This is a genomic window from Flavobacterium chuncheonense, assembly GCF_042686145.1.
Classification (GTDB): Bacteria; Bacteroidota; Bacteroidia; order Flavobacteriales; family Flavobacteriaceae; genus Flavobacterium; species Flavobacterium chuncheonense.
The window spans coordinates 142,184-158,773 of sequence record NZ_JBHUPC010000006.1; the positions used below are offsets into that span (position 1 = coordinate 142,184).

Here is a 16,590-nt window from a genome sequence, read left to right on the forward strand (position 1 = left end):
AATATCATAGAACCTTGTATATGGATTCAAAATATAAGCTAGGACTTTAGAATCGCTGTTAAAGTTATTTTAAAAGTTCATACCAGGAATATTTGGCATTCCTTCTTTTGCTACAGCAGCTAATTCTGTTTCGTTGACATTGGTTGCTTTTTCAATTGCTTTATTTAGCACAGTTACCAAGTAATCTTCTAGCATTTCTTTATCTTCTAATAAAGCATCTGCTACAGTGATGTTTTTGATTTTTCTATTGGCTGTTAGCGTTACTTCTAATAATCCGTCTGAACTTTTTTCATCAATTAATACCGTATCCAAACGCTTTTTTGTAGCTTCTACTTTTTCTTGGGTTTCTTTGATTTTCCCCATCATACCCATGATATCTCCAAACATATGTTGTAATTTTTTATATCTGGCAAAAATAGTAAATTAGCTGTTAACTATAAATGTATAATTTCATGAAAAAATCTAACTATTTGGTATTGATTTCTATTATTTTTGCCACTTCATGCAAAGATAAACAAGACAAAATGAAAGATGTAATACAGCCTCCTGTTGCAAAAATAGTTCCACACACTTTAGAAATACATGGTGACACGAGAACGGATAATTATTTTTGGCTTAATGACAGAGAGGATACTGAGGTAATAGATTATTTGAATAAAGAAAATGAATATTACCAAAAGATGACGGCTCATACAAAGACGTTACAAGAAGATTTATTCAAGGAAATGAAAGCAAGAATAAAAGAAGATGATACTTCGGTACCTTACTTTTATAATGGATACTACTATATTACACGTTTTGAAAAAGGAAAAGATTACCCTATTTACGCTCGTAAAAAGGGAAGTTTAGACGCCGCAGAGGAAATAATGTTTGATTGTAATGAAATGGCAGAAGGTCATGCGTATTTCAAATTGAACGGGATTAATGTGAGTGAGGATAATAAATGGATAACTTATGGTGTTGATTTGGTTTCAAGAAGACAATATGTTATACATATAAAGAATCTTGAAACGGGGGAAATTTTAAAAGAAACTATTGAAAATACTACCGGAGGCGCAACCTGGGCAAGTGACAATAAAACTTTCTTTTACACTAAAAAAGACCCTAAAACGTTACGTTCGGATAAAATTTACAGACACGAAATTAACACGGATGTAAATAAAGATGTATTAGTTTTTGATGAAAAAGATGATACTTTCTCCACTTTTGTATATAAAGAAAAATCAAAGAAATATATTGTTATTGGTTCAACTAGTACCTTAACATCAGAGTTTCAGATTTTAGAGGCTAATAATCCTACAGGTCAATTTAGAGTTTTTCAAAAACGTACAAGAGGATTAGAGTATAGTATATCACATTTTGGAGATAGTTTTTATGTAGTTACCAATAAAGATAAGGCGACAAATTTCAAGCTAATGAAAACCCCTGAGTATGCAACTAATATGGAAAATTGGGTTGACCTTATTGGACATAGAGAAGATGTGTTACTGGAAGGAATTGATATTTTCAAAGATTATTTGGTTGTTGAAGAGCGTTCAAATGGTTTAAATAAAATTCAAATTCGCCCATGGAATGGAGGTAAGTCATATTATTTACCGTTCGAAAGTGAAACATACACTGCATATACTACTACAAATCCAGATTTTGATACCGAAATTTTGCGTTTCGCTTACCAATCAATGACAACACCTTCTTCTGTTATTGATTTCAATATGAAAACCAAAGAAAAAGTAGTTTTAAAAGAACAAGAAGTATTAGGAGGAAAGTTTGATAAAGCCAATTATGTTGAAGAACGTGTTTGGGCAACAGCTTCAGATGGAATTAGAATACCAATTTCGATGGTTTATCGAAAAGGAATGAAAAAAGATGGAAACAACCCATTTTTACTGTATGCTTATGGTTCTTACGGTGCTTCAATGGATCCGTATTTTTCAACCACACGTTTGAGTTTGTTGGATAGAGGTTTTATATATGCAATAGCTCATATTAGAGGAGGAGAAGATTTAGGAAGACAATGGTATGAAGATGGGAAACTTTTAAAAAAGAAAAATACTTTTACTGATTTTATAGATTGTTCAAAATTTGTAATCGCAGAAAATTATACTTCAAAGGAACATTTATATGCCGAAGGTGGATCTGCGGGAGGATTACTTATGGGAGCAATTATTAATATGAATCCAGAGTTGTATAATGGTGTTATTGCTCAAGTTCCTTTTGTCGATGTTGTAACAACTATGTTAGACGAATCTATTCCTTTGACTACTGGAGAATATGATGAATGGGGAAATCCAAATGAGAAAGAATATTACGATTATATGAAATCGTATTCGCCTTATGATAATGTAGTAGCACAAGATTATCCTAATATGTATGTGTCAACAGGATTGCATGATTCACAAGTACAGTATTGGGAACCAGCTAAATGGGTTGCAAAATTAAGAGCAACAAAAACTGATAAAAATGTATTATTTTTAGACACCAATATGGATGCAGGCCATGGAGGAGCATCAGGGCGATTTGAAGCTTTAAAGGAATTAGCTAAGGAATTTGCCTTTTTGTTAGATTTAGAAAAAATTAAGGAGTAGTTAAACTTTTTTTGTTAAATTTGCATGGTTTTGGGGTTTCAAAAAAACGTAAAACTGCCTCGCCAATAATTTATTTTTATGAGAGAAGAAATAAAAGCCTACGATAATATATTAGAATTAATAGGGAATACACCTTTAATTAAACTGAATAAAATAACCGAAAACATAAGCGGAAATTTTTATGCTAAAGTAGAAGCTTTTAATCCTGGACATTCAACGAAAGATAGGATTGCGCTTTATATTATTGAAGAAGCTGAAAGGAGGGGTATCTTGAAACCTGGAGATACAATTATTGAAACAACTTCTGGTAATACAGGTTTTAGCTTAGCTATGGTTAGTATTATTAAAGGATACGAGTGTATTTTGGCAGTAAGTTCAAAATCGTCAAAAGATAAAATCGATATGCTACGTACAATGGGTGCAAAAGTGTATGTGTGTCCAGCAAATGTATCAGCAGATGACGAACGTTCTTATTATAATGTAGCTAAAAGATTGCATGAAGAGACTAAAGGGTCTGTTTATATCAATCAATATTTTAACGATTTGAATATAGATGCTCATTATAATACTACTGGTCCAGAAATTTGGGAACAAACCAATGGGAAAATTACACACTTAGTTGCGTGTAGTGGAACAGGAGGAACAATTTCGGGTACTGCTCGTTTTCTAAAAGAGCAAAATCCAAATATTAAAATTTTAGGTGTAGATGCTTTTGGTTCTGTATTGAAAAAATATCACGAAACGAAAGAGTTTGATAGTGAAGAAATTTATCCTTATAGAATTGAAGGTTTGGGAAAAAATTTAATTCCTACAGCTACAGATTTTGATGTTATCGATAAATTTATGAAAGTATCAGATGAAGAAAGTGCACACTCAGCAAGGGAGATCTGTAAAACAGAAGGTCTTTTTGTAGGATATACTTCGGGTGCTGCTTTTCAAGCAATCAAACAATTTGCTGAAGAAGGAGAATTTAATGCGGATAGTAATGTTGTTGTTATTTTTCCTGATCATGGTTCACGTTATATGAGTAAGATTTATAGCGATGAATGGATGAATGAACAAGGATTTTTTGATAGCGTAAATGTTGAAGAAGCACAAAAAATAGAAATCATCAATTAATTGAGGATTGACTTAATAAAAAAAACCAACACTTAAAGTGTTGGTTTTTTTTATATTTTTTTTAAAAAAATTACTCAGCAGTTTCTTGCATTGTGTGGTAAACGTTCATTACGTCGTCATCTTCTTCAATTTTTTCTAAAAGTTTTTCAACATCGGCAACTTGCTCCGCGGTTAATTCTTTAGTTACTTGAGGAATTCTTTCAAATCCAGAAGATAAAATTTCTAATCCACGAGATTCTAATTCTTTCTGGATGGCACCAAAACTTTCAAAAGGGGCGTACATGACAATTCCGTCCTCATCTGCAAAAATTTCCTCTACACCAAAATCAATCATTTCTAACTCTAATTCTTCAACATCTTGTCCTTCTGCTGGAATTCTAAAGTTACAGGTATGATCAAACATGAATTCTACTGAACCTTGTGTCCCTAATGTACCATTACATTTGTTAAAATAACTTCTAATGTTTGCAACTGTTCTGTTGTTATTATCGGTAGCAGTTTCAATTAAAATTGCAATACCATGAGGTGCGTATCCTTCAAATAATACTTCTTTATAGTTTGCTGTGTCTTTATCAGATGCTTTTTTGATAGCGCGTTCTACGTTATCTTTTGGCATATTTGCTGCTTTAGCATTTTGAATAACGGCTCTTAAACGCGCGTTAGTCTCTGGACTAGGTCCACCTTCCTTAACAGCAATTACAATATCTTTTCCTATTCTTGTGAACGTTTTAGCCATAGCAGACCAACGTTTCATTTTGCGTGCTTTTCTAAATTCAAACGCTCTTCCCATTGTTATATACTAGTTTTGTAAGTTTTATACTTGAGGTACAAAAATAGCAATATTGCGCATAAAATAAAAAAAAGAGGCAATAAATGCCTCTTTTAAATTATTAATAGTTTTAATTATTAACGAAATGTCAATAATGTGACTATAATGTTTTTGTATAGGAACCATTTTTAGGTTGTAAGTCCCCTATAATAATTCTAATTAAGTCAATAATAGTCCAAATACCTAATAAACCAGCTGTTAATAATTGAACAACTCCTTGCCAAATGTATCCTAAATAGAATCTGTGGATACCGATCCAACCAAGGAAAATACATAATAACAATGCAATTAGTTGACTTTTGCCTCCGTACATAACAGCAGGTGAACTTAGCTCATCAGTAGGAGCGTCTTCAGCAACAAGCTGAGTTGTCGTGTTAGCAGTTGTTGTTGCAGGTGTTCTCTCAACTGGGAAAGAAGCAAAAGTTGCAGAAAAGGTAACCATCATTAACGCAACTAACGTAAAAATAAATTTCATTTTCATAATAAATAGTTTTATATTTAGCTTAAAATTAACAAAAAAATTCTAATTATAAATGATTAAATTCAAATTTTTAACAATTTTATTATTATTTATTTCGAGTCTATATTCTCAAGAATCACATGAATTTTTCGGAGTGCTGAAATTAAATGGAGATATCAAGTCAATGATTTCGTATCGTTTAGTCTTCGATGAGAGCAATGGAAAAATTTATGGGTATTCTATTACAGATTTAGATGGGGAGCATGAGACGAAGAATATCATTATTGGAAGTTATAATAAAACAACGCATGAACTTAATTTTAAAGAACGTGAGATTTTGTATACTAAATCATCGATTAGTCCAAGTTCCTTTTGTTTTATTAATTTTATAGGTAAGATAAAGTTAGATGATGGTAATAATAAATTAGAAGGAAAATTTAAAGGACAATTTGATACTGGAGAAGTTTGTATTAATGGTGATATTTCGCTTTTAGGTTTAGCAAAAATCGAAAAGAATGTAGCAAAAATTCAAACAAAAATTGATAAAACAAATCGCTTAGATCAAGCGACAAAGGATAAAGTAAATCCAACTAAAATGCTGGATAGTTTGAAGATCAATAAATTAAATAAAGATGAAAACCTAAATGTGTTTTGGAACTCTGATGATATTAAATTGGCGGTTTGGGATGCTGGACAACAAGATGGAGATATTATTAATTTGTATCATAATGGTAAAATTATTTTGAGTAAGTATAAAATAACGAATAAGAAAAAGTATATAAATGTAAAGTTTAAAGAAGAAAAAAACACCTTTCAAATAGAAGCATTAAATGAGGGAGAAATCACGCCAAATACATCTCAAATTGAATTGGAAGACTCAGGTAGGGTATTTGAATTGATGGCCAACATTAAGCAAGGAGAAAAAACACAAATCACAATAATAAAAAAAGAGCCTATTTAGGCTCTTTTTAATTGAATAATGGTTTATTCTTATTTTTTGTAGAATGGTAATTTTACCACTTTAGCTTTAATATCTTTATTTCGGATACGAATATAAATTTCTGAATCTACTGAAGAAAAAGCTGTAGGTACATATCCTAAACCAATTGCTTTTCCTAAAGAAGGTGATTGAGTACCAGAAGTAACAATTCCAACCACATTTCCATCAGCATCAGCAATTTCATAATCATGACGAGGAATTCCTCTTTCTAATAACTCGAAAGCAACTAACTTTCGAGATACACCTTCTTCTTTTTGTTTTTTAAGGTTTTCAGAATTAGTAAATTCTTTATCAAACTTAGTAATCCATCCTAATCCTGCTTCAAGCGGAGAAGTAGTATCGTTAATGTCGTTTCCGTATAAACAGAATCCCATTTCTAAACGTAAAGTATCACGAGCAGCTAAACCAATTGGTTTAATATCAAATGCAGCCCCTGCTTCAAAAACTTTTGCCCAAACGGTTACAGCATCTTCGTTTTTAAAATAAATTTCAAAACCACCAGAACCTGTATAGCCTGTAGCAGAAACAATCACATCACTTACGCCACCAAATTCTCCTATTTGGAAAGTGTAATATGGCATGTTGATTAAATCAATACTTGTCAAAGATTGCATTGCTTCAGCAGCTTTTGGTCCTTGAATAGCTAATAATGAATAATCATCCGACTTGTTTTCCATTTCAACACCTAAATCATTGTGCTGTGAAATCCAGTTCCAGTCTTTTTCAATGTTTGAAGCATTTACAACTAACATATAGTTGTTGTCTGAAATTTTGTAAACAATTAAGTCGTCTACAATTCCACCTTCATTATTAGGTAAACATGAATACTGTGCTTTTCCATCAACTAATTTAGAAGCGTCGTTAGATGTTACTTTTTGAATTAATGCTAATGCATTTTCACCTTTTAAGAAGAATTCACCCATGTGTGAAACATCAAAAACACCTACACCATTTCTAACTGTTTCATGTTCAATGTTTACACCTTCGTATTGTACAGGCATATTGTAACCAGCAAATGGAACCATTTTTGCTCCTAAACTCTCGTGAATGTTTGTTAAAGCTGTATTTTTCATCTGAAATAATTCTAAAAATTTAAAGTGGCTAATTTATTCAAAATTCTTCAATTTATGACTTGATTTTATAGGATTTATTATGGAATTATTATTTATTGCATATAATTATAAATATCACTTGGATTTTAGTAATTGTTTACGGAATTTTGGACTTTAAAATTTTAAAATGGAAACAATACATTATATAAGTTCTGAATTACTTTCAGTTGAAAAGATTAACGAGATTGTATCGAATAATTTAAAGTTAGAATTATCGGAAGAAGCACGAGTAAACATTGAAAAATGTAGAAAGTATTTGGATGATAAAATGAAATCTCATGATGCACCAATTTATGGTATTAACACAGGTTTTGGTTCGTTGTGTAACGTAAAGATTTCAAATGATAACTTGTCAAAACTGCAAGAAAATTTAGTTAAATCACACGCTTGTGGAACTGGAGAAGAGGTGCCGCTAGAAGTGGTTAAAATAATGTTACTTTTAAAAATTCAGTCATTAAGTTACGGCCATTCAGGTGTACAATTGGATACCGTAAACCGTTTGATCGATTTTTACAACAATGATATTTTTCCTGTAGTTTACCAGTTAGGTTCTTTAGGAGCCTCTGGAGATTTAGCTCCTTTGGCTCATTTGTCGTTACCTTTATTAGGTGAAGGAGAAGTGTATTGGGATGGATTTAGACAACCAGCGGCAAAAGTTTTAGAGAAATTTAATTGGGAACCTATTGTTTTACAGTCTAAAGAAGGTTTAGCGCTGTTAAACGGAACTCAATTTATGAGTGCTTATGGTGTTTTTTCTATCATAAAAGCTACTAGATTATCATATTTAGCCGATGTAATTGGTGCAGTTTCATTGGAAGGTTTTGATGGTAGAGTAGAACCGTTTACTGATTTAATTCATTTAGTTCGTCCTCATAAAGGGCAAGTTGTTACAGCAGAAAGAATGCGTGATTTGTTAGAGGACAGTGAGATTATTGCACAGCCTAAGGCACATGTACAAGATCCATATTCATTTAGATGTATTCCTCAAGTTCACGGTGCAAGTAAGGATACAATTGATTATGTAACAAAAGTTTTCCGTACAGAAATTAATTCTGTGACGGATAATCCAAATGTATTTGTAGGGGAGGATCAAATTATTTCTGGTGGAAACTTCCACGGACAACCTTTGGCTTTAGCACTTGACTTTTTAGGAATAGCTGTAGCAGAATTAGGAAATATTTCTGAGAGAAGAACATACCAATTAATTTCTGGATTACGTGGATTACCTGCATTTTTAGTAAGTGATCCAGGTTTGAATTCTGGATTTATGATTCCTCAGTATACTGCCGCAAGTATTGTAAGTCAAAACAAGCAATTGGCAACACCTGCAAGTATTGATAGTATCGTTTCAAGTAATGGTCAAGAAGATCACGTGAGTATGGGGGCAAATGCTGCAACTAAAACTTTACGCATAGTTGAAAATTTAGAGCGAATTTTAGCTATAGAATTATTGAATGCTTCGCAAGCAATAGAATTTAGAAGACCTTTAAAGTCGAGTGATTTTATTGAAACATTTGTAAAAGCTTTTAGAGAAGAAATTCCTTTTGTAAACGAAGATAGAATTTTGCATTACGATATTGAAAAAGCGATAGCTTTTTTAAACAGTTTTCAAATTGATATTGAGTAGTAATGCTTGATGATTTAAAATAAAAAAATCCTGCTTTAGCAGGATTTTTTTATTTTAAATGTATAATAATCAATGTGATAAATGCTGGTAAAGCTTGCACGATAAATATTTTTTTGGAAGCAGTAAAACCACCATAAACTCCTGCTATGAAAACACAACTTAAAAAGAAAATGGCAATGTAAAATGACCACATTGGATTCGAGATGCATAATGACCAAATTAACCCTGCTGCCAAAAAGCCATTATACAAACCTTGGTTTGCAGCCATCTTTTTTGTTTTTTCAAATAAATCTATAGGAAAGTTTCGAAATACTTTTGGTCCTTTTGTAGTCCAAGCAAACATTTCTAACCACAATATATACAAATGGAATAGAGCGATACAACCAATCAGAATATTTGAAATAAGTGCCATAAATTATTAATTGCGATCGTTAAATGGAGTTATAATTCCAAGTTCCAGATAATTTTTGAGTTGTCGCAGTAAATTTGCCCAACAATAACTGGTAACTCTAAACTCATTATTTTCTTCTTTCCAATTACTATGATAAAATGAAACAGTAGTAGTATTTGAATCAATTTCGGTTAAAATAAACGCAAAATTAGTTGAAAGCCAATCCAATGATGATGATGTCATGGTAAATTCAATTACTTCGTCTAATTCGAACTTGGTGATTTTTGCGTACCATTTATATTCATCTGTAAAATAAAGATTGAATATTTCATCAATTCCTGGCTTTCCATTACATTTTAAAGTCCACCAATTATTTAATCCGTCTGGAGTACTTATAGCTTTAAAAATAGTACTTTTATCAACGTTTATATTTAAATCGTGTAAAATTTGGTACATTTTAATTTTTTAAAAGTCTAGCGATAAGTACAATTAGTGCACTCATTTCTGTAAACATTCCAATGATTAAAATAAAAGAAGCACCTGGCCAATGCATAATTTTAAATAATGCACCTAGTATAGTTATTACCATTCCAATTAGGAAAAGTATTAGCGGTATTTTATAGTTTTTATCCATTTTATTTCCACTTATAATGCTTTTCAATAGCTTTAATCATTTCACCAGCAATGTCTTTTTGGGTAGCCCCTTCAATACCTTCAAGTCCAGGAGACGAATTTACTTCTAATAAAAGAGGTCCTTTGCTTGATCGAATGATATCAACACCAGCAACTTTTAAGTTCATTGCCTTTGCAGCTTTAATGGCAATTTTCTTTTCTTCAGCGGTAACTTTAACTACAGAAGCAGAACCTCCCATATGAATGTTGGCTCTAAATTCTCCTGGTGCGGCTTCACGTTGCATAGCAGCTACAACCTTACCGTCTACAACAAATAAACGTAAATCTTTACCATTTGCCTCTTTGATAAACTCTTGTACTAAGATATTAGCATTTAAACTTTTAAAAGCATTGATTACAGATTCGGCTGCTTTTTTAGTTTCTGCTAATACAACACCTTTACCTTGTGTTCCTTCTAAAAGTTTTACAATTAAAGGCGAACCGCCAACCATTTTAATTAAATCGTCAGTGTCTAATGGAGAGTTTGCAAAACCAGTTGTAGGGATGTCTACGCCATTGTTTAATAAAAGTTGAAGCGAAAACAATTTGTCTCTTGATTGACTTATTGCTGCTGCATTATTTAAAGCAAATACTTTTAAAGCTTCAAACTGACGCGTTAAAGCGCAGCCATAATAGGTCATACTAGGACGAATTCTTGGGATAACAGCGTCAAAATCGTTAAGAGTTTTCCCTCCTCTGTAATGAATTTCTGGAGTATCAGCGTCCAATTTCATATAGCAATACTTTAAGTTTAAGAAGTGCATTTCATGACCTCTTAATTCTCCGGCTTGCATGATTCTTTTATTGCTATACAATTCAGGATTACTGGCTAATAAACCGATGCGTAAACCTTGTTTTGCATTTGAATTTTCGTAATAATACTCTTTAAGTTTTTCGTTTGTCGGTTGTCCTAATAAATATTTTTTTTCTGGATCTACAAGAATTTTACCGGACATGGCTTCACGTCCAAGCAACATGCGGAATCCCATAGAGTCTCTATTGGTAAGGGTGATTTCGATTTCCCATTTATTTCCTCCAACTTCAACGTGCGTTTTGATGACATAGCGTTTTTCACGAAACCCACTCGAACTTTTTACAATTCTTTGGTCAATTAAACGTGCTTCACAGTGAATCACTGTTTTGGCATTGTTTTGAATAGGGTTAATGTCAAATTTGACCCATTCTTCACTATCTTTATTAAACGTTTTAATATTTATAGCATGTAGGGCAGAGGTTTTAGCTCCAGAGTCGACACGAACTTTAATAGTAGGAATTCCTAAATTTGGTAAAGAGCACCATTCCTCACTACCAACAATAACTTTCTCTAACATTAGACTGTTTTAAATTTAATTCTAAAGTACTACTTTTTTTCAAATATTATTATTTAAAGAAAAAAAAACCACGCTTATGAGCGTGGTTGTTCAGATTTTTTAATATCGATGGTGAGTTCGTTATTAGTTTCGTCTAAATCCATAAAAATTTGATCGCCTTCATGAATTTTAGAAGTAATGATTTCTTCTGCTAATGTGTCTTCCACATATTTTTGAATAGCTCTTTTTAAGGGTCTAGCACCAAATTGTCTGTCAAATCCTTTTTCGGCAATAAAATCTTTTGCTTTTTCCGATAAAGTTAGGTTGTAGCCTAAATCTTTTACACGTAAGTACAACTTAGCCATTTCAATATCAATGATTTTGTCAATATCTTCTTTTTCTAAAGCATTGAATACAATAACGTCATCAATTCGGTTTAAGAATTCAGGTGCAAATGCTTTTTTCAAGGCATTCTCAATAATACTTTTTGAATTGTCATCAGCTTGAGCGGTTTTTGCAGAAGTTCCAAAACCAACACCTTGTCCAAAATCTTTCAATTGTCGCGCTCCAACATTTGAAGTCATGATTATGATAGTATTTCTAAAGTCAATTTTTCGACCTAAACTATCGGTTAAATGACCATCATCTAAAACTTGTAGCATCATATTGAATACATCTGGGTGTGCTTTTTCAATTTCATCCAATAAAACAACGCAATAAGGCTTTCGTCTAACTTTTTCAGTTAATTGTCCACCTTCTTCATAACCTACGTATCCTGGAGGAGCTCCTACTAATCTAGAAATAGCGAATTTTTCCATGTATTCACTCATGTCAATACGTACTAAAGCATCTTCAGAATCAAATAGTTCTTTTGCAATTACTTTTGCTAATTGTGTTTTACCAACACCAGTTTGACCTAAGAAAATAAATGAACCAATAGGTTTGTTAGGATCTTTTAGTCCGGCTCTATTTCTTTGAATAGCTTTGGCAATTTTATCAACGGCAGTGTCCTGACCAATAACTTTTCCTTTGATTAACTCAGGTAATTTTGCTAATTTATTGCTTTCCGTTTGTGCAATTCTGTTCACTGGAATACCAGACATCATAGAAACCACATCGGCAACATTATCTTCAGTTACCTCAATACGGTTATTTTTGGCGTCAGCTTCCCATTGTTCTTGTGCTATAGCAAGCTCTTTTTCGATTTGCTTTTCGTCATCACGTAGTTTAGCAGCCTCTTCATATTTCTGACGTTTAACTACGCTATTTTTAAGTTCGCGAACTTCTTCTAATTTGCGTTCTAATTCTAAAATTTGCTTAGGAACATCAATGTTGGTAATATGAACACGTGAGCCTGCTTCGTCTAGAGCATCGATTGCTTTGTCTGGAAGGAAGCGATCTGTCATATAACGGTTGGTTAATTTTACACATGCTTCAATTGCTTCTGGTGTATAGGTAACACTATGGTGATCTTCATATTTACCTTTGATGTTGTTTAAAATTGTTATAGTTTCTTCAACTGAAGTAGGTTCAATTATGACTTTTTGAAAACGACGTTCTAAAGCACCATCCTTTTCAATATATTGTCTGTATTCATCTAATGTTGTTGCGCCTACACATTGTATTTCTCCTCTTGCTAGAGCAGGTTTAAACATGTTAGAGGCGTCTAAAGAACCTGTTGCACCACCAGCACCAACAATAGTGTGAATCTCGTCAATGAAAAGAATAATGTCGTCATTTTTTTCTAATTCGTTCATTACGGCTTTCATACGCTCTTCAAACTGACCACGGTATTTTGTTCCAGCAACCAAACTTGCTAAATCAAGTGTTACAACACGTTTATTGAAAAGAATACGAGATACTTTTTTCTTAACGATACGAAGCGCTAAACCTTCAGCAATTGCTGATTTACCAACTCCAGGCTCACCAATTAAAAGCGGGTTATTCTTTTTTCTTCTACTTAAAATTTGAGAGACACGTTCAATTTCTTTTTCTCTTCCTACTACAGGGTCTAATTTCCCTTCTTCGGCTAATTCAGTCAAATCTCTACCAAAATTGTCAAGAACAGGTGTTTTTGATTTTTTAGTTGTTTTGTTACCTGATGAAGGAGGAGGTGTAAAGCCACTATCTTTTGTTCCATCGTCATTATCGTCATCGTTAAACGATTCTGCTTTAGGAAGATTGTCTATATAGTCGTTTTCGTTTGTAAGCATAGCGGTGTATTGCTCTTTTACGGATTCGTAATCGATTTTTAATTTATTTAATAATTTTGTGGTTGGGTCGTTTTCATTTCTTAAAATACACAACAATAAATGAGCAGTGCTTATCATGGAACTGTTGTATAATTTAGCCTCTAGAAATGTGGTTTTTAGCGCACGTTCTGCTTGGCGTGTTAAATGAATGTTTTTTTTATCATTATTTTGAATTCCTGCAGTATTTGCGGGGCTCATTACTTCAACTTTTTTGCGAAGGTGATTTAAGTCGATGGCTAAATTGTGTAATATAGTCATAGCTTTACCTTGCCCTTCTCTTAATAAGCCAAGCATCAAGTGTTCGGTGCCTATGAAATCATGACCCAAACGCAATGCCTCTTCCTTACTAAAGGAAATAACATCTTTTACTCTTGGTGAAAAATTATCGTCCATAAATATTTGGTTCTATTTGTAAAGATACTAACATTATAGTGGAATTAACAAATAATGTGCCTGATCTTAGATTCATGACTAATTGACAAAAAATATTTGAAATATGAAAATCTGTCTTTAGTAAAATTAATTTTTTTTTAAAGAATTTGTTGTTAATAAATAGTTTAAATTTCTTGAGTTTTTTACCGGAAATAAAATGCAAAAAGCCGTATATTGTCACGTTTTAGAAACTAAGATCAATTAAAATTAAATACTTATGTCTGAAGGAGAAAAGTTAATTCCTATTAACATTGAAGACGAAATGAAATCAGCTTACATTGATTATTCAATGTCGGTAATTGTATCAAGAGCGCTTCCTGATGTTAGAGATGGATTAAAACCTGTGCACCGAAGAGTATTATTTGGAATGCATGAATTAGGAATTCGTTCTAATAGTGCTTATAAAAAATCTGCGAGAATTGTAGGGGAAGTATTGGGTAAGTACCACCCACATGGAGATTCTTCTGTTTATGATGCTATGGTACGTATGGCTCAAGATTGGAGTTTACGTTACTTAATGGTTGACGGTCAAGGTAACTTTGGTTCTGTTGATGGTGATAGCCCTGCAGCAATGCGTTATACTGAGGCTAGAATGCGTAAGATATCAGAAGATATGTTAGCAGATATTGATAAAGAAACGGTAGACTTTCAATTGAACTTTGACGATTCATTAGAAGAGCCAAAAGTATTGCCAACAAAAGTGCCTACATTGTTAATAAATGGAGCTTCTGGTATTGCTGTTGGTATGGCAACAAATATGCCTCCTCATAATTTATCGGAAGTTGTTGATGGAACCTTAGCATTTATTGATAATAATGATATTGAGATTGATGAGTTAATGCATCATATTAAAGCTCCAGATTTCCCAACAGGAGGGGTTATTTATGGTTATGAAGGTGTAAGAGAGGCTTTTAAAACAGGTAGAGGGCGTATTGTTATGCGTGCTAAAGCTAATTTTGAAGAGTCTAATGGTAGAGAAGCCATTGTAGTAACAGAAATTCCTTATCAGGTGAATAAAGCCGAAATGATCAAGAAAACGGCTGACTTGGTAAACGATAAAAAAATTGAAGGTATTTCAACTATTCGTGATGAATCGGATAGAAATGGTATGCGTATTGTTTACGAACTTAAACGCGATGCTGTTCCGAATGTAGTGATGAATATGTTGTTTAAATATACGCAGCTACAGTCTTCATTCAGTGTTAACAATATTGCTTTGGTTAAGGGACGTCCACAAATGTTAAATCTTAAAGATTTAATTTATCATTTTGTGGAACACCGTCATGAAGTAGTTATTAGAAGAGCGCAATATGAATTACGTAAAGCAGAAGAAAGAGCGCATATATTAGAAGGTTTAATTATCGCATCGGATAATATTGATGAAGTAATTGCTTTAATCCGTTCGTCGAAAGATGGAGAAGAAGCAAGAACTCGATTGATGGAGCGATTTAAATTGTCGGAAATCCAAGCTCGTGCAATTGTAGAAATGCGTTTGCGTCAGTTAACGGGTCTGGAGCAAGATAAATTAAGAGCTGAATACGAAGAGATTATGAAAACTATTGCTGGGTTAAAAGAATTATTAGCTAGCAAAGAGTTGAGAATGGAGCTTATTAAAACTGAACTTAATGAGATTAAAGAAAAGTATGGTGATGAGAGACGTTCGGTTATTGAATATTCTGGAGGTGATGTAAGTATTGAAGATTTAATTGCAGATGAGCAAGTTGTTGTGACTATCTCACATGCAGGTTATATTAAGAGAACTTCATTGTCGGAATACAAAACACAAAATAGAGGAGGAGTTGGACAAAAAAGTGCAGCAACGAGAGATCAAGATTTCTTGGAGCATTTATTTGTAGCAACGAATCACCAATATTTGATGTTCTTTACGCAAAAAGGAAAATGTTTCTGGATGCGTGTTTTTGAAATTCCAGAGGGAACAAAAGCAAGTAAAGGAAGAGCTATTCAAAATATCATCAATATCGAACAAGATGATAAGGTAAAAGCATTTATTTGTACACAAGACTTAAAAGACGAAGAATATGTTAATAATCACTATGTGATTATGGCTACAAAGCAAGGTCAAGTTAAAAAGACTCCACTTGAGCAATATTCACGTCCACGTCAAAATGGTATTAATGCAATTACGATTAAAGAAGACGATGAGTTACTAGAAGCAAAATTAACTACAGGAAACAGTCATGTTTTAATAGCTGTTAAGTCTGGTAAATTAGTTCGTTTTGAAGAAAGTAAAACACGTCCAATGGGAAGAACAGCTTCTGGTGTTCGTGGAATTACGTTAGCTGACGAAAAAGATGAAGTTATTGGAATGGTTGCTATTGATGAAAACGATATCAATGATTCTCAAATTTTAGTAGTTACTGAAAATGGTTATGGTAAACGAACTAAATTGATGGATGAAGATGGTGAGGATGTGTATCGTGTAACAAATCGTGGAGGTAAAGGAGTTAAAACCCTTAATATTACAGATAAAACAGGTGCGCTTATCGCAATTAACAATGTAACGGATGAAGATGATTTAATGATTATTAACAAGTCTGGTTTAACCATTAGAATGGCTGTTGCAGATTTACGTGTTATGGGTAGAGCAACACAAGGTGTACGTTTAATAAATATTAAAGGAAACGATTCGATAGCTGCTGTTACTAAAGTATTAAAAGAGGAAACGGAAGCACAAGAGAGTGATGAATTAGAATCTGATGAAATTTCTGATTCAACAGCATCTCCAGAAGGAGATATCTAAAAGTAAATTACCAAAGCCCAATTTTATATTGGGCTTTATG

Annotated in this window: 14 protein-coding genes; 5 read left to right on the forward strand and 9 right to left on the reverse strand. The window is 32.8% G+C overall.

Annotation, left to right across the window (positions count from 1 at the left end; all coding sequences use genetic code 11):
- Nucleotides 1-69 precede the first annotated feature (69 nt).
- Nucleotides 70-387 carry a YbaB/EbfC family nucleoid-associated protein gene (locus ACFS5J_RS00880; RefSeq protein ID WP_379810028.1) on the reverse strand — a complete coding sequence of 106 codons (318 nt, stop codon included), beginning with the start codon at nucleotides 385-387 and terminating at the stop codon, nucleotides 70-72.
- Between the two features lie 65 nt (nucleotides 388-452).
- Here ACFS5J_RS00880 and ACFS5J_RS00885 point away from each other — a divergent pair, with 65 nt between their 5' ends.
- Both ACFS5J_RS00885 and ACFS5J_RS00890 read left to right on the forward strand, forming a co-directional pair.
- The gene (locus ACFS5J_RS00885; RefSeq protein ID WP_379810030.1) at nucleotides 453-2,585 is read left to right on the forward strand and encodes a S9 family peptidase; all 2,133 of its coding nucleotides are present in this window, start codon (nucleotides 453-455) and stop codon (nucleotides 2,583-2,585) included.
- A gap of 78 nt (nucleotides 2,586-2,663) precedes the next feature.
- The gene (locus ACFS5J_RS00890; RefSeq protein ID WP_379810031.1) at nucleotides 2,664-3,704 is read left to right on the forward strand and encodes a PLP-dependent cysteine synthase family protein; all 1,041 of its coding nucleotides are present in this window, start codon (nucleotides 2,664-2,666) and stop codon (nucleotides 3,702-3,704) included.
- A gap of 70 nt (nucleotides 3,705-3,774) precedes the next feature.
- Here ACFS5J_RS00890 and ACFS5J_RS00895 read toward each other — a convergent pair whose 3' ends face one another.
- Entirely contained in the window at nucleotides 3,775-4,494 is a 720-nt protein-coding gene (locus ACFS5J_RS00895) for a YebC/PmpR family DNA-binding transcriptional regulator (protein ID WP_379810032.1), read from the reverse strand.
- Nucleotides 4,495-4,633: 139 nt separating this feature from the next.
- The gene (locus ACFS5J_RS00900) at nucleotides 4,634-5,008 is read right to left on the reverse strand and encodes a TM2 domain-containing protein (protein WP_379810033.1); all 375 of its coding nucleotides are present in this window, start codon (nucleotides 5,006-5,008) and stop codon (nucleotides 4,634-4,636) included.
- Between the two features lie 58 nt (nucleotides 5,009-5,066).
- Here ACFS5J_RS00900 and ACFS5J_RS00905 point away from each other — a divergent pair, with 58 nt between their 5' ends.
- Entirely contained in the window at nucleotides 5,067-5,954 is an 888-nt protein-coding gene (locus ACFS5J_RS00905; RefSeq protein WP_379810034.1) for a hypothetical protein, read from the forward strand.
- A gap of 29 nt (nucleotides 5,955-5,983) precedes the next feature.
- Here ACFS5J_RS00905 and gcvT read toward each other — a convergent pair whose 3' ends face one another.
- Nucleotides 5,984-7,066, reverse strand: coding sequence for a glycine cleavage system aminomethyltransferase GcvT (gcvT, locus tag ACFS5J_RS00910; protein WP_379810035.1), 1,083 nt, complete (start codon nucleotides 7,064-7,066; stop codon nucleotides 5,984-5,986).
- Nucleotides 7,067-7,232: 166 nt separating this feature from the next.
- Between gcvT and hutH the strand changes: the two genes are divergently transcribed.
- Complete coding sequence (gene hutH, locus ACFS5J_RS00915) at nucleotides 7,233-8,732, forward strand: histidine ammonia-lyase (protein WP_379810037.1); 1,500 nt, start codon at nucleotides 7,233-7,235, stop codon at nucleotides 8,730-8,732.
- A gap of 49 nt (nucleotides 8,733-8,781) precedes the next feature.
- Here hutH and ACFS5J_RS00920 read toward each other — a convergent pair whose 3' ends face one another.
- The 5 genes from ACFS5J_RS00920 to ACFS5J_RS00940 form a co-directional block, all read right to left on the reverse strand.
- A complete protein-coding gene (locus tag ACFS5J_RS00920; protein ID WP_379810038.1) occupies nucleotides 8,782-9,144 on the reverse strand; it encodes a DUF1304 domain-containing protein in 363 nt (120 codons plus the stop codon).
- A 6-nt stretch (nucleotides 9,145-9,150) separates the two neighbouring features.
- The gene (locus ACFS5J_RS00925; RefSeq protein WP_379810039.1) at nucleotides 9,151-9,579 is read right to left on the reverse strand and encodes an SRPBCC family protein; all 429 of its coding nucleotides are present in this window, start codon (nucleotides 9,577-9,579) and stop codon (nucleotides 9,151-9,153) included.
- Between the two features lies 1 nt (nucleotide 9,580).
- Nucleotides 9,581-9,757, reverse strand: a complete 177-nt coding sequence (locus tag ACFS5J_RS00930; protein WP_379810041.1) for a GldL-related protein — start codon at nucleotides 9,755-9,757, stop codon at nucleotides 9,581-9,583.
- A gap of 1 nt (nucleotide 9,758) precedes the next feature.
- On the reverse strand, nucleotides 9,759-11,126 hold the full coding sequence (gene rimK, locus ACFS5J_RS00935; RefSeq protein ID WP_379810042.1) for a 30S ribosomal protein S6--L-glutamate ligase: 1,368 nt from the start codon (nucleotides 11,124-11,126) through the stop codon (nucleotides 9,759-9,761).
- A gap of 74 nt (nucleotides 11,127-11,200) precedes the next feature.
- Entirely contained in the window at nucleotides 11,201-13,750 is a 2,550-nt protein-coding gene (locus tag ACFS5J_RS00940) for an ATP-dependent Clp protease ATP-binding subunit (RefSeq protein WP_379810043.1), read from the reverse strand.
- A gap of 256 nt (nucleotides 13,751-14,006) precedes the next feature.
- On the opposite strand from ACFS5J_RS00940, the gene gyrA reads away from it, so the two are divergent.
- Nucleotides 14,007-16,550 carry a DNA gyrase subunit A gene (gyrA, locus tag ACFS5J_RS00945; RefSeq protein ID WP_379810044.1) on the forward strand — a complete coding sequence of 848 codons (2,544 nt, stop codon included), beginning with the start codon at nucleotides 14,007-14,009 and terminating at the stop codon, nucleotides 16,548-16,550.
- Nucleotides 16,551-16,590 lie beyond the last annotated feature (40 nt).